Genomic DNA, 18,492 nt, shown 5'->3' on the forward strand with positions numbered 1-18,492 from the left:
CACACTGCTGCGGTGCAGACCGATGCAGGGGTGATTCGCTGCCCCCAATGCGCCCAGCAGCTCCGCGTCGACCGCGGGCACGTGACCTGGTGCGACCGGTGCGACTGGAACGTCGACCCGAACCCGCCGGACCGGCAGGACCCGGCCTGGCGACAGCGTCTGGAGCACGCGCTCGCCGACACCCTGTACCGCGAGCTGGAGCGCGGCAAGCTGCACCGCCCCGGATGGGACGCTGCGCGGCTCGCGGCGTACGGACTGGCCGGACTGTTGCTGCTGATACCGCTGCTGAGCTTTCTCGCCGGCATCGCCCTCCTGGTGTTCTACCGCCCGCTGTGGCTGTGCATCCCGCTCGCCGCGATCGCCTTCTGCGTCGCCCTCCTCCTCAGGCCGCGAGCGACCCACCTGCCGCCCGACGCGTACGTCGTCCAGCGGGACGAGGCGCCGGTGCTGTTCACCCTGCTCGACGAGATCGCCACCGTCGTCGGAACTCCGCCCGTGGTGGCGGTCGCAGTGGACGCCGAGCCGAACATCTCCTTCGGCCGGGTCGGCTGGCGCTTCCAGCCGGTGATCGGGCTCGGCCTGTCGCTGTGGGCGACCCTGAGCCCGCAGGAGCGTGTCGCGGTCCTGGCGCACGAGCTGGGGCACGGCAAGAACGGCGACGCGCGGCACGGCTGGGTGATTGGAGCGGCCGAGTCCGTCCTCCGGCAGCTGAACGAGGTCTTCAGCAACCAGCCGATGGACGAGTACCGCCTGGACATGGCAGCCGCGATCGGGGCCACCCACTCGAACGGGCACCTCTCCAGAGTGATCAACAGCATCGTCGGCCCGGTCGTCCGTGGCTACACCTGGCTGCTGGAGCGGGTGAGCTTGCGCAGCAACCAGCGTGCGGAGTACCTGGCGGACCGCAGGTCGGGTGAGATCGCCGGGTCGGACGCCGCGGCCTGGGCGCTGGAGCGCAGCCTGCTCGCGGACACGGCGTACCGGGCGCTGGAGCGCGCGCTGCGGTTCGAGAAGGAGCTGGAACCGCTGGAAGTGGTCCGGCGGGCCGTGACCGAGGTGCCACAGCGGGAGATCGAGCGGCGGCTGCGGCTGAGCCGCCTGCGCGAGATCCGGACCGACTCCAGCCACCCACCGACGTACCTGCGGGCGCGGCTGATCCGTACGCGTCCTGCCACGACTGCCCGCGTCGTGCTCGGGCTGAACGAGAACCGCGCCGTCGACCGCGAGCTGGTGCCCGCGGCCGAGCACGTACTGAAGGAGCTGCGGGCCGAACTGGCCCAGTAGTCAGACCTTGAGGGCGGTCCTGCGGCTCACAGTGGCGGCGGCGATGTCCGGATGGTCGGCGAAGACTCCGTCGATGCCCGTCGCGGCGAAGGCGGCCAGCTCGCCGGCCAGGTCCAGACCGGTGGGCAGGAAGCGCCGCTCGGCCCGGAAGGTCCAGACGTACACCCCCAGCCCCGCCCGGTGCGCCTGCTCCACCAGCCGGGTCGGCTCGCCCAGTGCGCCGGTCGGCGTCCGCGGGACGACCAGGTCCTTGTGCGGCGCCAGCACCTGCGCGTACGTCGAGATCTCGCGCAGCCCGGCCGGTCCGAGCAGGTCGGCGAACGTCCGGCCGTCCCCGGTACGCCGGAAGTCGTTCGGCGCGCCCCCGGCGTCGACCAGCTGGGCCAGCGGCACGTTCGTCATCACCGCGAGCCGGCGCAGGCTGGTCGGCTCGAACGACTGCACCATCGCCTCGTCCGGGCCGAGCCCGAGCGCCGTCAGCCGCTCGGCCAGCAACTCCTCCAGCGGCAGCCCCAGCCGGCGGAAGTACGCCGGGTGCTTGATCTCGGGCACCACCCCGATCGGACGACCCAGCCGGGCCGACTCCTGCCGGGCCAGCGCCACCACGTCGTCGAAGGTCGGGATCCGCTCCCGCCCGTCGTACGCGGTGTTCGCGGCGCGCAGGGCGGGCATCCGTTCCCGCGCGGTCAGCGTGCACAGCTCGGCGTAGGTGAAGTCCTCGACGAACCAGCCGGTGACGGCCTCGCCGTCGATGATCTTGGTGATCCGGCGGTCGGCGAAGACCGGGTGGTCGGCCACGTCGGTGGTGCCGGAGATCTCGTTCTCGTGCCGGGCCACCAGGACGCCGTCCAGCGTGGCGACCAGGTCCGGTTCGAGGTGGTCGGCGCCCAGCGCCGCGGCCAGGCGGTACGCCGCCGGCGTGTGCTCCGGGCGGTACCCGCTCGCTCCCCTGTGCGCGATGACCTGCATGGTTCCAGGACAGGCGGACCAGGTGGCGGCCGGGGAACTCGTTGCCCAACGCAAAGTGAAGCTCTCCTGATGCCCCGGCGGACACGATCGGCGCACGGCGGATCACCGAAGGTGGATACCGAAGACGCGGGCGGCGAGACCGAAGACGGACGCATCGCCCGCCGGCACGTCCTAGCGTCGGCGGCATGACCCAGACGACCGCCCCGGCCGCCGGCGGGCCCACCTCCGTCGGCGCGCGGGCTCTCGGGCCGGACCTGGCCCGCGGGCTCCTGCTGCTGTTCATCGCCCTGGCCAACACGCACGGCTTCCTGCACCCCGACGGCGTCAGCACCATCCGCAACACACCGATCGCCTCGACGCTGCCGGACCAGGTCGTCTCGTTCGCGGAGACCACCCTGGTGGACGGCCGCTCGTACACCCTGTTCGCCGCGCTCTTCGGCTACGGCATGGTCCAGGTCTACCGCCGTCAGGAGATCAACGGCCGGTCGTGGAAACACGCCCGCGCGCTCCTGCGCCGACGCGGCCGCTGGCTGATCGTGCTGGGCGTGCTGCACGCCGTTCTCCTGTACTACGGGGACATCCTCGCCGCCTACGGCATCCTGGCTGTGCTGCTGGTCCCAGCCGTTCGCAGCAGCAGCAAGCGGCTTCTGGTGTGGGCCGGAGTCTGGGCCGTTGTCGGCGCGGCGCTGTACGGCGCCTTGTCCGCTCCGGTCAGTCCGGAGGGCATGGCCACGCTCTACCCCTGGGCCAGCGAGCACAACCCGCTGGTGGCGATGCTCACCCGGGCGGTGGCGATCCTGGTCAGTGCTCCGGCACTGGCCCTGACCGCCGCGGGCGCCTTCCTGATCGGCATCTGGGCCGCGCGGATCCGGTTGTTCGAGCAGCCCGAGCAGCACCTCGTCCTGCTACGCCGGATGGTCCTGATCGGCATCCCGGTGTCAGTGCTCGGCGGCGTCCCGCTCGCGCTCTACACCTCGGGCATCCTGCACGGCGGCGCGACGGACGTCGTACCGGCCGCGGTGCTGCACTCGCTGACCGGGGTCGCGGGCGGACCGGCGTACGCGGCACTGATCTCGTTGTGGGCCTTGCGAGCGAAGCGAGGACGGGTCGTCACGGCCCTGCAGGCCACCGGACAGCGGTCACTCACCTGCTACGTCAGCCAGTCGGTGGTCTGGGCGATCGCCTTCTTTCCCTACCTGCTCGACCTGGGTCCGCGGATGGCGCTGTGGCAGACGGTGCCGCTGGCCGTCGGCACCTGGGCGCTCACCGTGCTGATGGCCGACTGGATGCGTCGGGCCGGCCACCGTGGCCCGTTGGAGGTTCTGCTCCGCCGGCTGACGTACCGCGCCGGCGGCCGTTAAACCACATGCTTTCTGTCGGTGCGGGCGCCTAGCCTGAAACGGCTATGAAACAACTTCCCCTCGCCGATCCCGGCACACCTGACCACCGCTCGGCGGCGCGTTACCTGCTCTGGGTGGCGCGCGGCCAGAAGGCGACGCTGTTCGGCGGCATGGCCTTCGGCATTCTCTGGATGGGCGCGCAGGCGTTCATCCCGGCGATCCTGGGCAAGGCGATCGACGAGGGCATCGCGGCCGGTGACACCGAGCGGCTGCTGCGCTGGACGGCGGTGCTGTTCGCGGTCGGCGTGCTGCAGGCGCTGGCCGGCATCATGCGGCACCGGTTCGCGGTGGTGAACTGGCTGAGCGGCGCCTACCGCACGGTCCAGGTGGTCACCCGCAAGTCCGCCGACCTGGGCGCCACGCTGCCCAAGCACCTGGCCACCGGCGAGGTGGTCAGCGTCGGTGCCGGCGACCTGGCCTACATCGGCAACGTGCTGGAGACCTCCGCCCGGTTCGCCGGCGCCATCGTCGCCTTCGGCGTGGTCGCGGCCATCCTGCTGTCCTCGTCGACCACGCTCGGCCTGGTGGTGCTGATCGGTGTCCCGCTGATGCTGTTCGCGCTCGGCCCGATGCTGCGCCCGCTGCACAAGCGCCAGTTCGCGCAGCGCGAGGCGGTCGGCGAGCTGAACTCGCTCGGCTCCGACATCGTGGCCGGTCTGCGCGTCCTGCGCGGCATCGGCGGCGAGGACTCGTTCTCCCGGCGGTACCGGGCCGAGTCGCAGCGGGTCCGCGGCGCCGGGGTCAAGGTGGCCGGGATCCAGTCGGTGCTGGATGCCGCGCAGGTGCTGCTGCCCGGCATCTTCGTGGTCGCCGTGGTCGGGCTGGGCGCGCACTTCGCGATCCGCGGTGAGCTCAGCGCCGGCAGCTTGGTCGCGTTCTACGGCTACGCCACCTTCCTGGTGCTGCCGCTGCGGACAGCGACCGAGATGGCGAACCAGCTGATGCGCGCGCTGGTCGCCGGCCGCCGGGTGGTCCGCGTGCTCGAGCTGACGCCCGACGTGGTGGATCCGGCCGAGCCCGTCCGGCTGCCGGAGCGCGGTGACCTGGTCGACCCGGTCTCCGGCATCCGCGCCCGCGACGGCCTGCTCACCGCGATCGTCTCCGCCGAGCCCGACCGCGCCGCCCTGCTCGCCGACCGCCTCGGCCGGTACGACGAGACCAGCGAGGTCCGGTACGGCGGAGTCACGCTGGCCAGCGCGACCCGGGCCGACGTGCGGGCGCGGATCCTGGTCAGCGACACCGCCGCCCAGATGTTCACCGGCACCCTGCGCGAAGAGCTCGACCCGGACGGACGCCGGACGGACGAGGAGCTGATGGCAGCGCTGCGCACGGCCTCGGCCGAGGACGTGCTGGTCGCGCTGACCGACGGGCTCGACTCCGAGGTCGAGGAGAAGGGCCGGTCGTTCTCCGGTGGCCAGCGGCAGCGGCTCATCCTGGTCCGCGCCCTACTGGCCGACCCGTCGGTGCTGGTGCTGGTGGAGCCCACCTCCGCGGTGGACGCGCACACCGAGGCCAGGATCGCCGACCGACTCCGGGAGTACCGGGCCGGCCGCAGCACCGTCGTACTGACCTCCAGTCCGCTGCTGCTCGACCGGGTGGACGAGGTCGTCTTCGTCGCCGAGGGCCGAGTGGTCGCCGCCGGAGCACACCGGCACCTGCTCGACACCGAACCGCAGTACCGCAGGACCGTGACCCGGCAGACCGAGGACGAGGAGGTGCTCGCATGAGGCAGACCCTGCCCGTCGCCGACAGCGCCCAGGTCCGTCGGCACGCCCGCCGGCTGGCCCGCCGGCACCCGCGTCCCCTGCTGATCGCGCTCGGCCTGCACGCCCTGGCCGCGGCGACCGGGCTGGCCGCGCCGCGGCTGATCGGTGGCCTGGTGGAGGACGTCCAGCGCGGCACGACAGCCGCCGCGGTGAACCAGGTGATCCTGCTGGTCGCCGTGTTCGTGGTCGCGCAGTCGCTGCTGACCCGCTGGGCGCGCTTCCGGTCCTTCTCGCTCGGCGAGCAGGTGCTGGCCGAGCTGCGCGAGGACTTCGTCGACGACGCGCTCGCGCTGCCGATCGGCACGGTCGAGCGGGCCGGCACCGGCGACCTGCTGTCCCGCACCTCGCGGGACGTGGACACGCTGTCGCGGACCGTGCGGTTCGCGGTGCCGGAGACGATCATCGCGTTCGTCACGGTGCTGTTCACCGTCGCGGCCGCGCTGCTGGTCGGGGTCTGGATCCTGCTGCCGCTGCTGGCGATGGTGCCGGTGCTGGCCATCAGCACACGCTGGTACCTGCGCCGCGCCAAGGACGGCTACCTGCGGGAGAACGCGGCGTACGCGCAGATGACGAGCTCGCTCGCCGAGACCGTCGAAGGCGCCCGCACGGTGGAGGCCCTGCGCCGCTCCGAGGAGCGCGTCCGGCGGACCGATCGCGACATCCGCGGTTCGTACGACGCCGAGCGCTACACGCTGCACCTGCGCACGGTGTGGTTCCCCGTCGTCGAGGTCGGCTACCTGGTGCCGGTGGTCGGCACGCTGCTGTTCGGCGGCTGGCTGCACATCAACGGGCACGTCACCTTGGGCGCGGTCACGGCCGGCGTGCTCTACGTCAACCAGCTGATCGACCCGGTGGACCGGCTGATCTCCTGGATGGACGAGCTGCAGTCCGGCGGCGCCGCGCTGGCCCGGCTGCTCGGCATCACCGACGTCCCGGACGACCGGAGCCCGTCGGGCAAGCAGCCCGCGGGCGAGCTGGTCGAGGCCCGCGACGTGCGCTTCTCGTACGTCGACGGCCGCGACGTGCTGCACGGCGTGAACCTCACCGTGCAGCCCGGCGAGCGGATCGCGATGGTCGGTCCGTCCGGCGCGGGCAAGTCGACGCTCGGCCGGCTGGTCGCCGGCATTCACCCGCCGCGGACCGGTTCGGTCAGCGTCGGCGGTGTCGGGATGACCGACCTGCCGCTGGACGAGCTGCGCCGGCAGGTCGCGCTGGTCACCCAGGAGCACCACGTGTTCGTCGGCACGCTGCGGGACAACCTGTCGATGGCCGCACCGGACGCCGACGACGAGAGACTGCTGGCCGCGCTGGACGCCGTGGACGCGCGCGAGTGGACGGAGGCGTTGCCGGACGGGCTCGACACCCGGGTCGGCTCCGGCCAGCTCGCGCTGACTCCGGCGCAGGCCCAACAGCTCGCGCTGGCTCGGCTGGTGCTGGCCGACCCGCACACGCTGGTCCTGGACGAGGCGACCTCGCTGATCGACCCGCGGGCCGCTCGGCACATGGAGCGGTCGCTGGCGGCGGTGCTGGAGGGCCGGACGGTGATCGCGATCGCGCACCGGCTCTACACCGCGCACGACGCCGACCGGGTCGCCGTCGTCGAGGACGGCCGGATCAGCGAGCTCGGCAGCCACGACGAACTGGTCGCCCGCGACGGCTCGTACGCCGCGTTGTGGAAGTCCTGGCACGGCTGAGCGCGCACAGCACGAAGGGCCCGCTTCTCACCTCTGAGAAGCGGGCCCGGTCGGCTTTCTATCTCGTGGTCCGCTGAATGCGCAGGACCGCTGAATCGACATGCGGAGGTGGGGTGAAGGCCTTGCGAGGAAGGCGGATCCCGATCGACGTGTCGTAGTACCGGCTCCAGCGGGCACGACCCGGAGCGCGGCCGTCGACCCACCGGTTCACCACCTGCCGCTGCAGCACGAGATCCGCCGACACCAGCCGCGAACGCGGTGACAGCAGTCTCTTCAGCAGCTCGGTGGAGATCCCGTACGGCGGGCTCGACACCACCCGGAACGGTCGCGTCGGCAACCGCAGATCGGCGGCGTCGGCGCGCACCACCCGGACCGGCGCGTCCGCGAACCGGCGACGCAACCTGTCGGCGCGGTGCGGATGCAGTTCCACGGCGACCACGTCGGCGCCGGCCCGGACCAGCGGCGCGGTCAGCGCGCCGAGTCCGGCTCCGACATCGAGCACCAGGTCACCGGGACGAACCCCGGCGGCGTCGACGACCCGTTGGGCCCAACGACTATCGAGCGGATGCCATCCCCAGGCACCCCTCGCCGGACCGGACCCGGACACGGCGAACCATCACGAAGTACGTACTCATGGTGCGACCCTAGACGGCGACCGGTCCTGCGCTCAAAGGGTTTTCGGCGCGCTGGTGAACTGCTGCACGGTTGCGGTGGTCCGCCGCTCGGCCAGCTGCAGCCGGCTGCGGGTCGCCGCCGGCACCCCGGGCTTCGCCAGCTCACGCCGTACGTCGAGCACGCGGACCGGCAAGGTGTCGGTGACCAGCAAGGGCGCGTACTGCGGTGCCGCCGCGCGCCAGCGATCACCGTCCCGGTGGAAGGTGAACCGGACCAGCAGGCCCTCGGCCTTCCGCGCGGCCGGAGTGCGGTGCGCGGCGACGAGGTTGCCCAGGCCGTAGACGACCCACTTGCCGTTGAGCTGCTGGATCGGCTGGACCACGTGCGCGTGGTGGCCGAGGATCAGGTCGATGTTGCTGTCGGCAAGCAGTTCCGCCGCGAGGGTGCGCTGCTGCTGGTTGGGCGTGGCGGAGTACTCGTCACCCCAGTGCGCACTGACCACGACGATGCCGGCGCCACCATCCCGGGCCTTGCGCGCCATCGCCTTGATGCGGTGCGGGTCGAGCGTGCCGGCCCGCCAGGTCTCACCGCCGGGATAGGGCATGCCGTTGAAACCGTAGGTGTAGCTGAGTAGAGCGACCTTGACGCCCTTCACGTCGACGACGGTCGGCGTCTCGGCCTCGCGCGGCGTGCGGGCGGTGCCGGAGTGGCGCAGACCGGCCTGCTCGAGCGTGCGCAGGGTGCGATCGATGCCGGCGGCCCCTTTGTCGAAGCTGTGGTTGCTGGCGGTCGTGCACGCGTCGTACCCGGTCTGCTTGAGCGCGGGCGCGATCTGCGGCGGTCCCTGGAACAGCGGGTAGCCGGAGTACGGGCTGCCGAGCGGGGTCTCGAGATGGCAGACGGCGAGATCCGCTGACTGAACGAGGGGTTTCACGCCGCGCAGCAAAGGAGCGAAGTCCCAGGCACCGTTGCTGCCGTCGTGGCGCGCGGTCGTCCACAGACGTTCGTGCAGCAGGACGTCACCGGTCGCCACCAAGCTGATCTCCTGCGGTGCATCCGCGGGCGGCTGCGAACCAGCCCCGGAGTTGTGACCGGCTGGAGCCTTTCCGGCTTGTCCGCCAGGCCCCGGAACGTCCGCGCACCCGCTCATGCCCAGCCCGGCGACGGCGAACGCCATCCCCGCCCCCAGTAACCGACGTCTGTACCAACCACGCATCTCCACGCCCCCAGGTCTCCACCCGCACCGGGCCGACACTTGCAAGACGCTGCCACCCGGCAAAAGGTTGAACCCCCGTGCCGACGGGATCAGTTGGACCGCCGTGGTCGGACCGTGCGCGTGCCATAGTGCCGACATCTGTCCCGTGAGGCTGAGGAAGCAACCGATGGTCGACTTGAAGACACCGACGGAGATCGAGGCGATGCGCGCCGCCGGCAAGGTGGTCGCCGCGGCCCTCACGGCGGTCCGGACGGCGGCCGCCGTCGGCGTCTCGCTGTGCGAGCTCGACGAGGTCGCACGGGACGTCCTGCGGTCGGCGGGCGCGGTCTCGCTGTTCGAGGGCTACCAGCCCGGGTTCGCGCCGGCGCCGTTCAGCGGTGTCATCTGCACGTCGGTCAACGACGCCGTGCTGCACGGCTTGCCCACCGGGACCCGGCTCGCCGACGGCGATCTGCTGAACGTCGACTGCGGCGCTTCGCTCGACGGCTGGTGCGCCGACTCCGCGACCAGCTTCGTCGTGGGTACGCCGCGCCCGGAGGACCTCGACCTGATCGCCACCACCGAACGCGCCCTGGCGGCCGGCATCGCCGCGGCCGTTGCCGGCGCCCGGCTGGGCGACATCGGCGCCGCGATCGGCGAGATCGGTGACCAGGCCGCCGTCGGCACCAACCTGGACTTCGGTGGCCACGGCATCGGCCGCCGCATGCACGAGGAACCTCACATCCCGAACGGCGGCCGCCCTGGTCGCGGCCTCAAGCTGCGCCCGGGCCATGTGTTCGCCATCGAGCCCTGGTTCTGGCACGGCACCGGCAGCGTCTACGTGATCGACGACGACGGCTGGACCCTGCGTTCGGCCGACCACACGCGCGGCGCCCATGCCGAGCACACCGTCGCCGTCACCGAGGACGGCCCGCAGATCCTCACCCTTCGCTGACCGCTGCCCCGCGGGCGGAGCGTCCGCAGGCAGCTCAGAACAGCGGTTGCTGGTCGAAGTCAGGCGCGACCGGTGGGACCGGAGCGGCTCGGGGGCGGCGGCTTCCGCCGGACCGCAAGGGATGCGGGTCGCTGCGACGGGCCGGGCCCTGGAAGCGGGTGATCGAGGCCTCGGCCGGCTCGGTGTCCCGGGTGATCGGTTCGCCCCAGCCGGACGACGATTCGCCGGCCGCTTCGACGATGCCTTGGCTGCTGCGGATGCCCGAGTTGCCGACCGAACGGCGCGACGGGCTGCCGCGGTGACGGGAACCGCCGAAGCCGTGCTTGGTGAGCAACGGGCGCACCTTGGCTTCGAAGGCGTTGCGAAAGCTCGGCGCGGCGTTCGGGCCGTGCGCGTAGAGCGCCTCGTAGCGCTTCACCAGGTCGGGACGCTCCTGAGCCAGCCAGCTCATGAACCAGTCCTTCACCCCGGGCCGCAGATGCAGCACCAGCGTCGTCACCCCGGTCGCGCCGGCGGCTGCCAGCTCGCCGAAGAGATGGTCCAGCTGCTCGGCCGAGTCGGTCAGCCACGGCAGCACCGGCGCAACCATCACGCCACAGGGCAGACCCGCCTCCCGGACCGCACGCACGAGATCCAGCCGCCCACGCGCCGACGGTACGCCGGGCTCGACGATGCGACGCAGCTCCTCGTCGGCCAGCGCGAGCGACACCCCGATTCCCACCGGCACCTGCTCGGCCGCGGCCTGCAGCAGCTCCAGGTCGCGGCGGAGCAAGGTGCCCTTGGTCAGGATCGACAGCGGCGTGCCGGACGACGCCAGCGCCTCGATGATGCCCGGCATCAACCGGTACCGGCCCTCGGCCCGCTGGTACGGATCGGTATTGGTGCCCAGGGCAACCTGCTCCCCGCGCCAGGAGGGCCGGGCCAGCTCCCGTCGCAGCACCTCGGCGACGTTGGTCTTCACCACGATCTGCTGGTCGAAGTCGAGCCCCTGGTCCAGCTCGAGGTAGCGATGGGTCGGCCGGGCGAAGCAGTACCGGCAGGCGTGGGTGCAGCCGCGGTACGGGTTGACCGTCCAGTTGAACGGCATCCCGGAGCCGGGCACCGAGTTCAGCGCCGACCGGGCGAGCACCTCGTGGAAGGTGATGCCCTGGAACTCCGGCGTCGTCACGGTCCGCACCAGGCCCGCGATGGACCCCAGCCCCGGCAACGCGCCCGGGGCCTCCGCGTCGAGTTGCTGGCCCGCCCATCTCATGCATCACAGTCGAACACATGTTCGCTGTGCGCGCAAACCGGCCCAGCTAGCCGCGAAAGGCGTCGGCGTTCTCGATCGCCCACTCCCGGTAGGTCTTGGCCGGCCGCCCCGTCACCTCGTGCACCGTCGGCTCCGGCGTCATCCGGTACTCCGCCATCATCCGGAACCCGTCGACCAGCCACTCGGCCGTCTCCTCCCCCATGGACGGCGCCCACCGCGCCACGGCCTGCTCCGGCGTGAGCTCCTCGAACCGCAAGTCCCGCCCGATCGCCGCCGCGATCAGCTCCACCTCTTCCGGCTGGGTCAGCGCCTCCGGACCGCTCATCGTCAGCTTCCGCCCGGTGTAGCTCTCGTCCTGCAGCACGACGCTCGCCACCGACGCGATGTCGCCGAGGTCGATCGGCGTCTGCACCGCCCCGGCGTACGGGCCGCGGACCACGCCTTCGGCCTTGATCGACGGCGCCCAGTCGAGCGTGTTGTTCATGAACTGCCCCGGCCGGAGGTGGACGAAGTCGAAGCCGCCCTGCTCGATCGCGCGCTCGACCTTGTAGTAGTGCCAGCCGGCCGGATCCCCTTGCGCCTCGTACTCCGCGGGCTCTCCCGACAGCACCACGACCCGCCGGACCCCGGCCTTTTGCGCGGCGGTGACGAACTCGTCCACGGACGCCGGAAGCGGCGCCAGGTACACCGTGTCGATCCCGTCGAGCGCCGCCGGCAGCGTGGCGGGCTTGCCGAGATAGCCCCGGGCCACCTCGACCCCGTCCGGCAGCGCCGCCTTCGCCGGGTTGTTCGTCAGCGCACGGACGTCCCGCACCCCGGCCGCCACCAGTTCGTCCACGACCAGGCGGCCCACACTGCCCGTCGCACCTGTCACCAGAATCGCCATTCCGTCAGCTCCTCCACGTCCGACACCAATTCTCGTAGGGTATACGAAAATGTTCCGACCCTGCCCGTGCGAGCTGTCGGAAGCGTGCCGGCTCGTAGGATGCGGCGACGGAGAGGACGGGCGGATGACGGTGCAGCACAGCGGTGGCGGTCACCCCGACCGCACGCTCGCGCTGCTCTGGCGCAACCAGCACCGCCCCGGCCAAGCAGCCGAGCAGAGCAACCAGCCGGCCCGGGGCCGCAAACCGACGTTGCAGCTGGACGCCGTCGTCGACACCGCGATCGCCTTGGCCGACGAACGCGGCCTGACCGCCGCATCGATGGGCAACGTCGCGAAGGCGCTCGGCGTCGGCACGATGACCCTGTACACCTACGTACCGTCCAAGGAAGAGCTGCTCGACCTGATGGTCGACCAGGTGCTGCTGGAGCGCCGGTTGCCCGGTCCCGGCGACGAGCGGCCGGCTGGCTGGCGGGCTCAGGTCGAGCTGTACTCCGACGAGACGCGCGCGATGTTCCATCGGCACCCGTGGCTGGCCGGGATCTCGATGGTCCGGCCGCCGGTCGGTCCGGGCATGCTGGCGGGCCGCGAGTACCTGCTGTCGACGATGTTCGCGCTCGGCCTGCCCCCGGACCGAGCCAACGTCGCCGCGCTCGCGATCACGACGTACGTCGACTCGGCGGCGGGCGGCGAGGCCGCGAGCGAGGCGCTGGAGCGCAGCACCGGCCAGACCCACGACGCCTGGTGGCAGGAGCGGTACGACCTCTGGGAGATCTACTTCGACGTCGAGCGCTACCCGACGATGACGGCGGTCTGGAACGCCGAGGCGGACGGCCGGGCCTACGGCGGCGGCACGCGTGAGGTCACCGCCGAGGCGTACCGCTTCGGTCTCACCCGGCTGCTCGACGGGATCGCCGCCGGCGCGTAGTACCGCGCTGTTCTAGATGTCGAGCGAGATCCATGCTGGGTCGTGGTCGGTGCCGTCGCGGGCCAGTTTGCGGCGGCGGCCGATCCAGGCCGCGGTCAGTTTCGGGGCAAGTGCCGGACTGAGCCAGATCTGGTCGATCAGGTCGAAGCTGCGCGGCTGGCCGGACGCCTTGAACGTCGACGTCCAGGCCGGGTCCGTCGGCAGCTCGACCTTCGTCTTCACCGCGCCGACCTCCTTGGGCGTGCGCAGCGCGTCGACCAGCCCGGCCTGCTCGAACGCCGCGAGCGTGGGCGAGCCGGGAACGTCGTTCATGTCGCCGCAGAGCAGGTACCGCTGGCGGGTGCTCATCCGGCTCGCGATGATCCGGGTGATCGTCTCGGCCTGCCGGGTCCGCAGCAGGTCGGACTCGGCGGCCGCGGCGGCCGGGTCGGGCACGGTGAAGTCGACGAACTTGGACTTCAGGTGCGTGCCGAACACGGTCAGCAGCTTGCGGCCGCGGTCGTCCAGGATCTCCACCTCGACCAGGTCGCGGGAGAACACCGGCCGCGACGGCAGGTCGGGGTGGAAGACCCGCTGGTAGCTGGTCACCCCGCCGATCGGCCGCCGGGACAGGATGCCGATGTCGATGAACCGGGTCGCGTCGTTGCCGTCGATCACCATCACGTGCCGGTACGCGCCGTTCAGGTGCTCGCGGTTGAACTCCCGCAGCACGTCGACGTTCTCGATCTCCTGCACCACCCACACGTCCACGTCGGCCTCGAGCAGCCGCTGCGCGATCCGGTCGGTGTCCGCGGCCGGCTTGGACACCAGCAGCTTGCCGCGCCCGTCCAGCTGCAGCCGCCGCCGGTGCTCGTCGTCGAAGGTGTAGGTCGCCGGCACCGTGCTCGACCCCTGCGCCAGCACCTCCACCGCGCCGGCGAAGTTCCACCGGTCGAAGAGGTTGTTCAGATTGAAGGTCCCCACCGTGAGCGCCATCGAGTCCTCCCCAGGCTCCAGCACAGGCTTTCACCGTACGCCGTCGCCCACTCCGGGTCACCAGTCCGAGCCGGGCTGCGCGGAACCACCGATGGCGTAGCGTTTGGCGCGAGCGGGGCAGGAGAGGGCTGGGGATGGGTAGCGAGAACTTCCGGGTGGATCTGCAGGGTGTGGTCGACCTGTTGAGTCATCACCTGTACAGCAGTCCGCGGGTGTACCTGCGGGAGTTGCTGCAGAACGCGGTGGACGCGATCACGGCGCGGCGGGCGGGTAGTCCGGAGGCGCCGGGGCTGGTCGCGCTCGCCGTCGACGACCAGCGGCTGAGCATCAGCGACACCGGGATCGGGCTGTGGCCGGACGAGGTGCGCGAGCTGCTGGCCACGATCGGGCGCAGCTCGAAGCGGGACGAGATCGGGTTCGCCCGGACGGAGTTCCTCGGCCAGTTCGGGATCGGGCTGCTGTCGGCGTTCATGGTGGCCGACGAGATCGAGGTGGTGACCCGGCCGGCCGACGGCCCGACCACCCGCTGGAACGGGACCGCCGACGGCCGCTACACGATCGCGGAGGCGCCCGACCGCGCCGAGACCGGTACGACGGTCACGCTGCGGGCCCGGCGCGGCGCCGAGCAGTGGTTCAAGACCGCCACCGTGGTCGAGCTGGTCAAGCTGTTCGGCGCGTTGCTGCCGCTGGAGATCACGGTCAACGGCGAGCGGGTCACCGACGGCGTCGCGCCGTGGGAGGGCGACGGCCGCGCCGACCTGGTCGGCTACGCGCAGGACCAGCTCGGTTTCACGCCGTTCGACGTGATCCCGCTGAACAACCCGGCCGCCGGGCTGACCGGTGTCGCGTTCGTGCTGCCGTTCGCGGCCAACCCGGCCGAGCGCGCCACCCACCGCGTCTACCTGAAGCGGATGCTGCTCGCCGAAGGGGTCGAGGGGCTGCTGCCCGACTGGGCGTTTTTCGTCCGTGCGGTGATCGACACCTCCGAGCTGCGCCCGACGGCCAGTCGCGAAGCGCTGTTCGACGACGTCTTCCTCGAGGCGACCCGCGAGGCGCTCGGCGAACAGCTGCGCGGCTGGATGGTCCGGCTGGGCAGCACCGACCCGCAGAAGCTGGACCGGTTCCTCGGCATCCACCAACTCGGCGTGAAGGCGCTGGCGCTGCACGACGACGAGATGCTGCGGCTGGTGCACCGCTGGCTGAAGTTCGACACCAACCACGGCCGGATGACCGCCGCCGAGCTGCACGAGCTGCGCGGCACGATCCGGTACGTCGGGACGATCGAGGAGTTCCGCCAACTGGCCGCGGTCGCGTCGGCGCAGAACCTGACCATCGTCAACGGCGGCTACACCTACGACGCGGAGCTGCTCGCGCGACTGCCCGACGTCGTACCCGGCCTGACCACGCAGAGGTTCGATCCGACCGAGCTGAGCACCAGCTTCGACAGCCTGGACCCGCAGACCGAGCTGGAGCTGCGCCCGTTCGTCCGGCTGGCCCAGGAGGCGCTGGACCCGGTCGGCTGCGAGGTGGTCGTTCGCGCGTTCGACCCGGCGAGCCTGTCGGCCATCTACCTGGTCGACCGGTCCGCGCAGTTCGCCACCGAGCTGCGCGCCACCAGGAGCCGTGCGGACGCGCTGTGGTCCGAAGTGCTCGGCGCACTGGACACCCACGACGACACCCGTCCGCAGCTGGTGCTCAACCACCGCAGCCCGCTCGTACGCCGGATGGCCGCGCTGAGCGATCCGGACCTCGCCCGGCTGGCGGTCGAAGGCCTGTACGGGCACGCGCTGATGCTCGGCTACCACCCGATCGGCCCGGCGGATTCCGCACTGGTGAACAGGTCGTTCCTCGGTCTGCTGGACCAGGCCGTTCCTACTCCGGAGGACCCGACGCGATGACAGACGACCTGGTCGAGCGACTGAGCCGAGCCCAGAGCACGCCGTACGGCAAGGCGCGGTCGGCGCTGCTGGAGGACGTGGTGCGGCGGGCCGACGCCGCCGGGGACCAGGAGCTCGCGTTCTTCGCCCGGCTCGCGCTCGTCACGGCGTACGTGATGGGTGGGGAGCCGCGCAAGTCGCTGGTGCCGTTCGCCCGGTGCGTGGCGGACTGGGACGCCGACCCGGCGAAGTACCAGCAGCACTCGCACACGTTCTTCTGGTGCTTCAAGTACGCGCCGAGCACGTTGACCAAGTTCCCCGAGGTGCCGCTGGACCAGACGTACGGCGTGCTGGACGACATGGAGCGGCGGTGGCGCGTCGGCGGGTACAGCCTGCACGCCGTGCACCAGCACCGCTGGCTGGTGGCCGCGCACGTCGGCGACACCGACGCGGCGGCCGAGCACTTCCGGCTCTGGTCGACCTCACCGCGCGACGAGCTGTCGGACTGCATCGGCTGCGACCCGACCCAGAAGGTGCAGCACCTGACAGCGACCGGCCGGACGGCCGAGGCGGTGGCGCAGGCGGTCGGCGTACTGGACGGGCAGCTGACCTGCAACGAGCAGCCGCAGCAGATGCTGACCGCGCTGCTTCCGGCGTACGTTGCCGAGGGCATGTACGCCGAGGCGGTGGACGCGCATCGGCGGGCCTACCGGATTCTGCGCAACCAGCCGGGCGAGCTGAGCGCGTACGCCGACCACATCCGCTTCTGCGCCCGGACCGGCAACCTCCCCCGCGCTGTCGAGCTGGTCGAGCGCCACCTGCCGGAGCTGGACGAGTCCCCCAGCCCCCTGGCCACGATGGAGTTCACTGTCGCCGCGTCGTACGCGCTGAGCCGGGTGGATCTGCTCGTCCGCCGGCCCCAGTCGTCCGAGGACGTCCGGTCCGGCCAGCTCGCGGAGGAGTTGGCGCAGCAGGCACTGGAGCTGGCTGAGCAGTTCGACCGGCGCAACGGGACGACGCACCAGAGCGACGAGGTCCGGAAAGCCCTCGCTGCCGAGCCGTGGGTCGAGTATCTGCCGCTGTCGGAGACCGCGCGCCGGGCGCACGCGCGGGCGCAGGTGCAGCCGCAGCCGGCGCCGGTGATGCCGCTGCCGGAAGGCTCCGGACGGGCTTGGCTGGACCGTGCGGAAGAGGCCTGGCAGACGGACCGGCGTACGGAGGCCATCGCCGCGTGGCAGGCATTCGAGCAGGAGGTGCCGGAGAGCGACCGTACGCCGTTCGACCGGGCCAGGCTGCTCGACGGGCGCGGACTGGCTGCCATGGAAGACCCTGAGGTCGCGCTGGAGTCCTGGCGCGAGGCTCTGACGCTCTACGCCGAGCTGGGCGAAGAGATCCGCGTACTGCGCGACCGCGGGCGGATCGGGCGGGTCCTGTGCGAGCAGGGGCATCTGGAGGAAGGCCTCGCGACCGGTGAGGAACCGCTGCGCCGCCTGATCCAGGAGGACGAGCCTCGGCGTCGCGGCGGGTGGCAGTACTCGCTGGCGACCATACTGGCCCAGGCCGGCCGGGCTGAGGAGTCGCTGAAGGAGCTGACGGAGCTGCGGAGCCGGCCGGACACGGATCGGGATCTTCAGTCCGGCGCCGGCATCCTCCAGTGCAACCTGCTGCTGAGCTTGGAGCGGCTGGAGGAAGCGGAGGAGGCGGCGACGGCTGGTACGGCGACGGCCGAGCTGTTGCCACGCTCGTTCGCGTATCGCCAGCGGGGCTGGATCCGGCTGGCGCTGCAGCGTCCCGCCGAGGCCGTGGGTGACCTGGAGGAGGCCATCGCGCTCGCCGTCGGGACGCCGGATGCCGAGGTGCACATCGCCATGTGCCGGCTGGAGCTGGCCAAGGCGTACCTGTTCACCGGCCGCGCGCTGGAGGCGGCCGAGACGGCTGAAGAGGCCTTGCCTGTACTGCGGGACCCCGAGCTGGCGAACCTGCTGGTCGAGACGCGCGGCGTGCTCACCGATGCCTACCGGGCGCTGGGTGAGCTGGAGTCGGCGCTGGCCCAGGTTCGCGCGCTGCTGACCGAAGCACCCGACGACGAGAACCCGCACTGGCTCGGCCTGACCAAGCGCGACGAGGGCACCCTGCTCGAACGCCTCGACCGGGACAAGGAGGCGATCGACGTCTTCCTGGCTGCCGCTGAGTACTTCGAGACCGCCGAGCAGCCGCTGGAGTACGTGTCAGCGCTCCGCCTGGCCGGTCAGTCCGCCCGGTACGCCGGGGAGTTCGGGCTCATCCCCGGTCTGCTCGACCGAGCCCGCGCGGTGCTCGACGCACTGCCGTCGGCCGACGAGGCGGTGATCTTCCAGAGCGCCGGCCTGCACTGGGACCGGGCCATGCTGGCGTTGCAGCAGGGTGAGATCGAGAGCGCCGTCGCCGAGACCACCCAGGCCGCCGAGTACTACGAACGCGGCGGCTTCGAGGACCAACTGCTCAACGCGCGGCTCCTGCTCGCCGAGCACAGCACCACCGACGAGACCGCCCTCGCCGCGATCTTCGCCTCCCTGCCCACCGGCCATCCGCAGTACCACCGCACCGGCTACCTGCTCGCCGATCGCCTGCGCATCCTCAACCGCCCACAGGAAGCCGAAGCGCTGGAAGCCCGCCTGGCTGCCTCCTGAGCTGCAACAAACTGCAACTGGCTGACTGCG

At 71.6% G+C, this 18,492-nt stretch carries 14 protein-coding genes; 8 read left to right on the forward strand and 6 right to left on the reverse strand.

Annotated features, from left to right (window positions below; genetic code table 11):
• The first annotated feature begins 12 nt into the window (after nucleotides 1-12).
• The gene (locus KFLA_RS29745) at nucleotides 13-1,284 is read left to right on the forward strand and encodes a M48 family metallopeptidase (protein ID WP_012923550.1); all 1,272 of its coding nucleotides are present in this window, start codon (nucleotides 13-15) and stop codon (nucleotides 1,282-1,284) included.
• Here the strand turns inward: KFLA_RS29745 and KFLA_RS29750 are convergent, their stop codons facing one another.
• Entirely contained in the window at nucleotides 1,285-2,253 is a 969-nt protein-coding gene (locus KFLA_RS29750) for a glycerophosphodiester phosphodiesterase family protein (RefSeq protein ID WP_012923551.1), read from the reverse strand.
• A 185-nt stretch (nucleotides 2,254-2,438) separates the two neighbouring features.
• On the opposite strand from KFLA_RS29750, the gene KFLA_RS29755 reads away from it, so the two are divergent.
• Genes KFLA_RS29755 through KFLA_RS29765 form a run of 3 tightly spaced genes read left to right on the forward strand, consistent with a single transcriptional unit; the run spans nucleotide 2,439 to nucleotide 7,113 of the window.
• Nucleotides 2,439-3,614 (forward strand): DUF418 domain-containing protein, encoded by a 1,176-nt coding sequence (locus KFLA_RS29755; protein WP_012923552.1) that lies wholly within the window; start codon nucleotides 2,439-2,441, stop codon nucleotides 3,612-3,614.
• A 44-nt stretch (nucleotides 3,615-3,658) separates the two neighbouring features.
• Entirely contained in the window at nucleotides 3,659-5,380 is a 1,722-nt protein-coding gene (locus tag KFLA_RS29760) for an ABC transporter ATP-binding protein (RefSeq protein ID WP_012923553.1), read from the forward strand.
• A complete protein-coding gene (locus tag KFLA_RS29765) occupies nucleotides 5,377-7,113 on the forward strand; it encodes an ABC transporter ATP-binding protein (protein ID WP_012923554.1) in 1,737 nt (578 codons plus the stop codon). Before KFLA_RS29760 ends, KFLA_RS29765 begins: the two co-directional genes overlap by 4 nt.
• 58 nt (nucleotides 7,114-7,171) lie before the next feature.
• Here the strand turns inward: KFLA_RS29765 and KFLA_RS29770 are convergent, their stop codons facing one another.
• On the reverse strand, nucleotides 7,172-7,720 hold the full coding sequence (locus KFLA_RS29770; protein WP_012923555.1) for a 23S rRNA (adenine(2058)-N(6))-methyltransferase Erm(C): 549 nt from the start codon (nucleotides 7,718-7,720) through the stop codon (nucleotides 7,172-7,174).
• 60 nt (nucleotides 7,721-7,780) lie between these two features.
• Nucleotides 7,781-8,761 carry a CapA family protein gene (locus KFLA_RS29775; protein ID WP_237706893.1) on the reverse strand — a complete coding sequence of 327 codons (981 nt, stop codon included), beginning with the start codon at nucleotides 8,759-8,761 and terminating at the stop codon, nucleotides 7,781-7,783.
• A 349-nt stretch (nucleotides 8,762-9,110) separates the two neighbouring features.
• Between KFLA_RS29775 and map the strand changes: the two genes are divergently transcribed.
• Complete coding sequence (map, locus tag KFLA_RS29780; protein ID WP_012923557.1) at nucleotides 9,111-9,878, forward strand: type I methionyl aminopeptidase; 768 nt, start codon at nucleotides 9,111-9,113, stop codon at nucleotides 9,876-9,878.
• Nucleotides 9,879-9,912: 34 nt separating this feature from the next.
• Here the strand turns inward: map and KFLA_RS29785 are convergent, their stop codons facing one another.
• Together KFLA_RS29785 and KFLA_RS29790 are read right to left on the reverse strand one after the other, a co-directional pair.
• Complete coding sequence (locus KFLA_RS29785; RefSeq protein ID WP_012923558.1) at nucleotides 9,913-11,130, reverse strand: Rv2578c family radical SAM protein; 1,218 nt, start codon at nucleotides 11,128-11,130, stop codon at nucleotides 9,913-9,915.
• A gap of 46 nt (nucleotides 11,131-11,176) precedes the next feature.
• The gene (locus KFLA_RS29790) at nucleotides 11,177-12,016 is read right to left on the reverse strand and encodes an NmrA family NAD(P)-binding protein (RefSeq protein WP_012923559.1); all 840 of its coding nucleotides are present in this window, start codon (nucleotides 12,014-12,016) and stop codon (nucleotides 11,177-11,179) included.
• A 124-nt stretch (nucleotides 12,017-12,140) separates the two neighbouring features.
• On the opposite strand from KFLA_RS29790, the gene KFLA_RS29795 reads away from it, so the two are divergent.
• The gene (locus tag KFLA_RS29795; protein WP_012923560.1) at nucleotides 12,141-12,941 is read left to right on the forward strand and encodes a TetR/AcrR family transcriptional regulator; all 801 of its coding nucleotides are present in this window, start codon (nucleotides 12,141-12,143) and stop codon (nucleotides 12,939-12,941) included.
• A 12-nt stretch (nucleotides 12,942-12,953) separates the two neighbouring features.
• Here the strand turns inward: KFLA_RS29795 and KFLA_RS29800 are convergent, their stop codons facing one another.
• A complete protein-coding gene (locus tag KFLA_RS29800; protein WP_012923561.1) occupies nucleotides 12,954-13,916 on the reverse strand; it encodes an endonuclease/exonuclease/phosphatase family protein in 963 nt (320 codons plus the stop codon).
• A gap of 134 nt (nucleotides 13,917-14,050) precedes the next feature.
• Between KFLA_RS29800 and KFLA_RS29805 the strand changes: the two genes are divergently transcribed.
• On the forward strand, nucleotides 14,051-15,814 hold the full coding sequence (locus KFLA_RS29805) for an HSP90 family protein (protein WP_012923562.1): 1,764 nt from the start codon (nucleotides 14,051-14,053) through the stop codon (nucleotides 15,812-15,814).
• Nucleotides 15,811-18,462 (forward strand): hypothetical protein, encoded by a 2,652-nt coding sequence (locus KFLA_RS29810; RefSeq protein ID WP_012923563.1) that lies wholly within the window; start codon nucleotides 15,811-15,813, stop codon nucleotides 18,460-18,462. Before KFLA_RS29805 ends, KFLA_RS29810 begins: the two co-directional genes overlap by 4 nt.
• The last annotated feature ends 30 nt before the right edge of the window (nucleotides 18,463-18,492 follow it).

The organism is Kribbella flavida DSM 17836 (genome assembly GCF_000024345.1).
Classification (GTDB): domain Bacteria; phylum Actinomycetota; class Actinomycetes; order Propionibacteriales; family Kribbellaceae; genus Kribbella; species Kribbella flavida.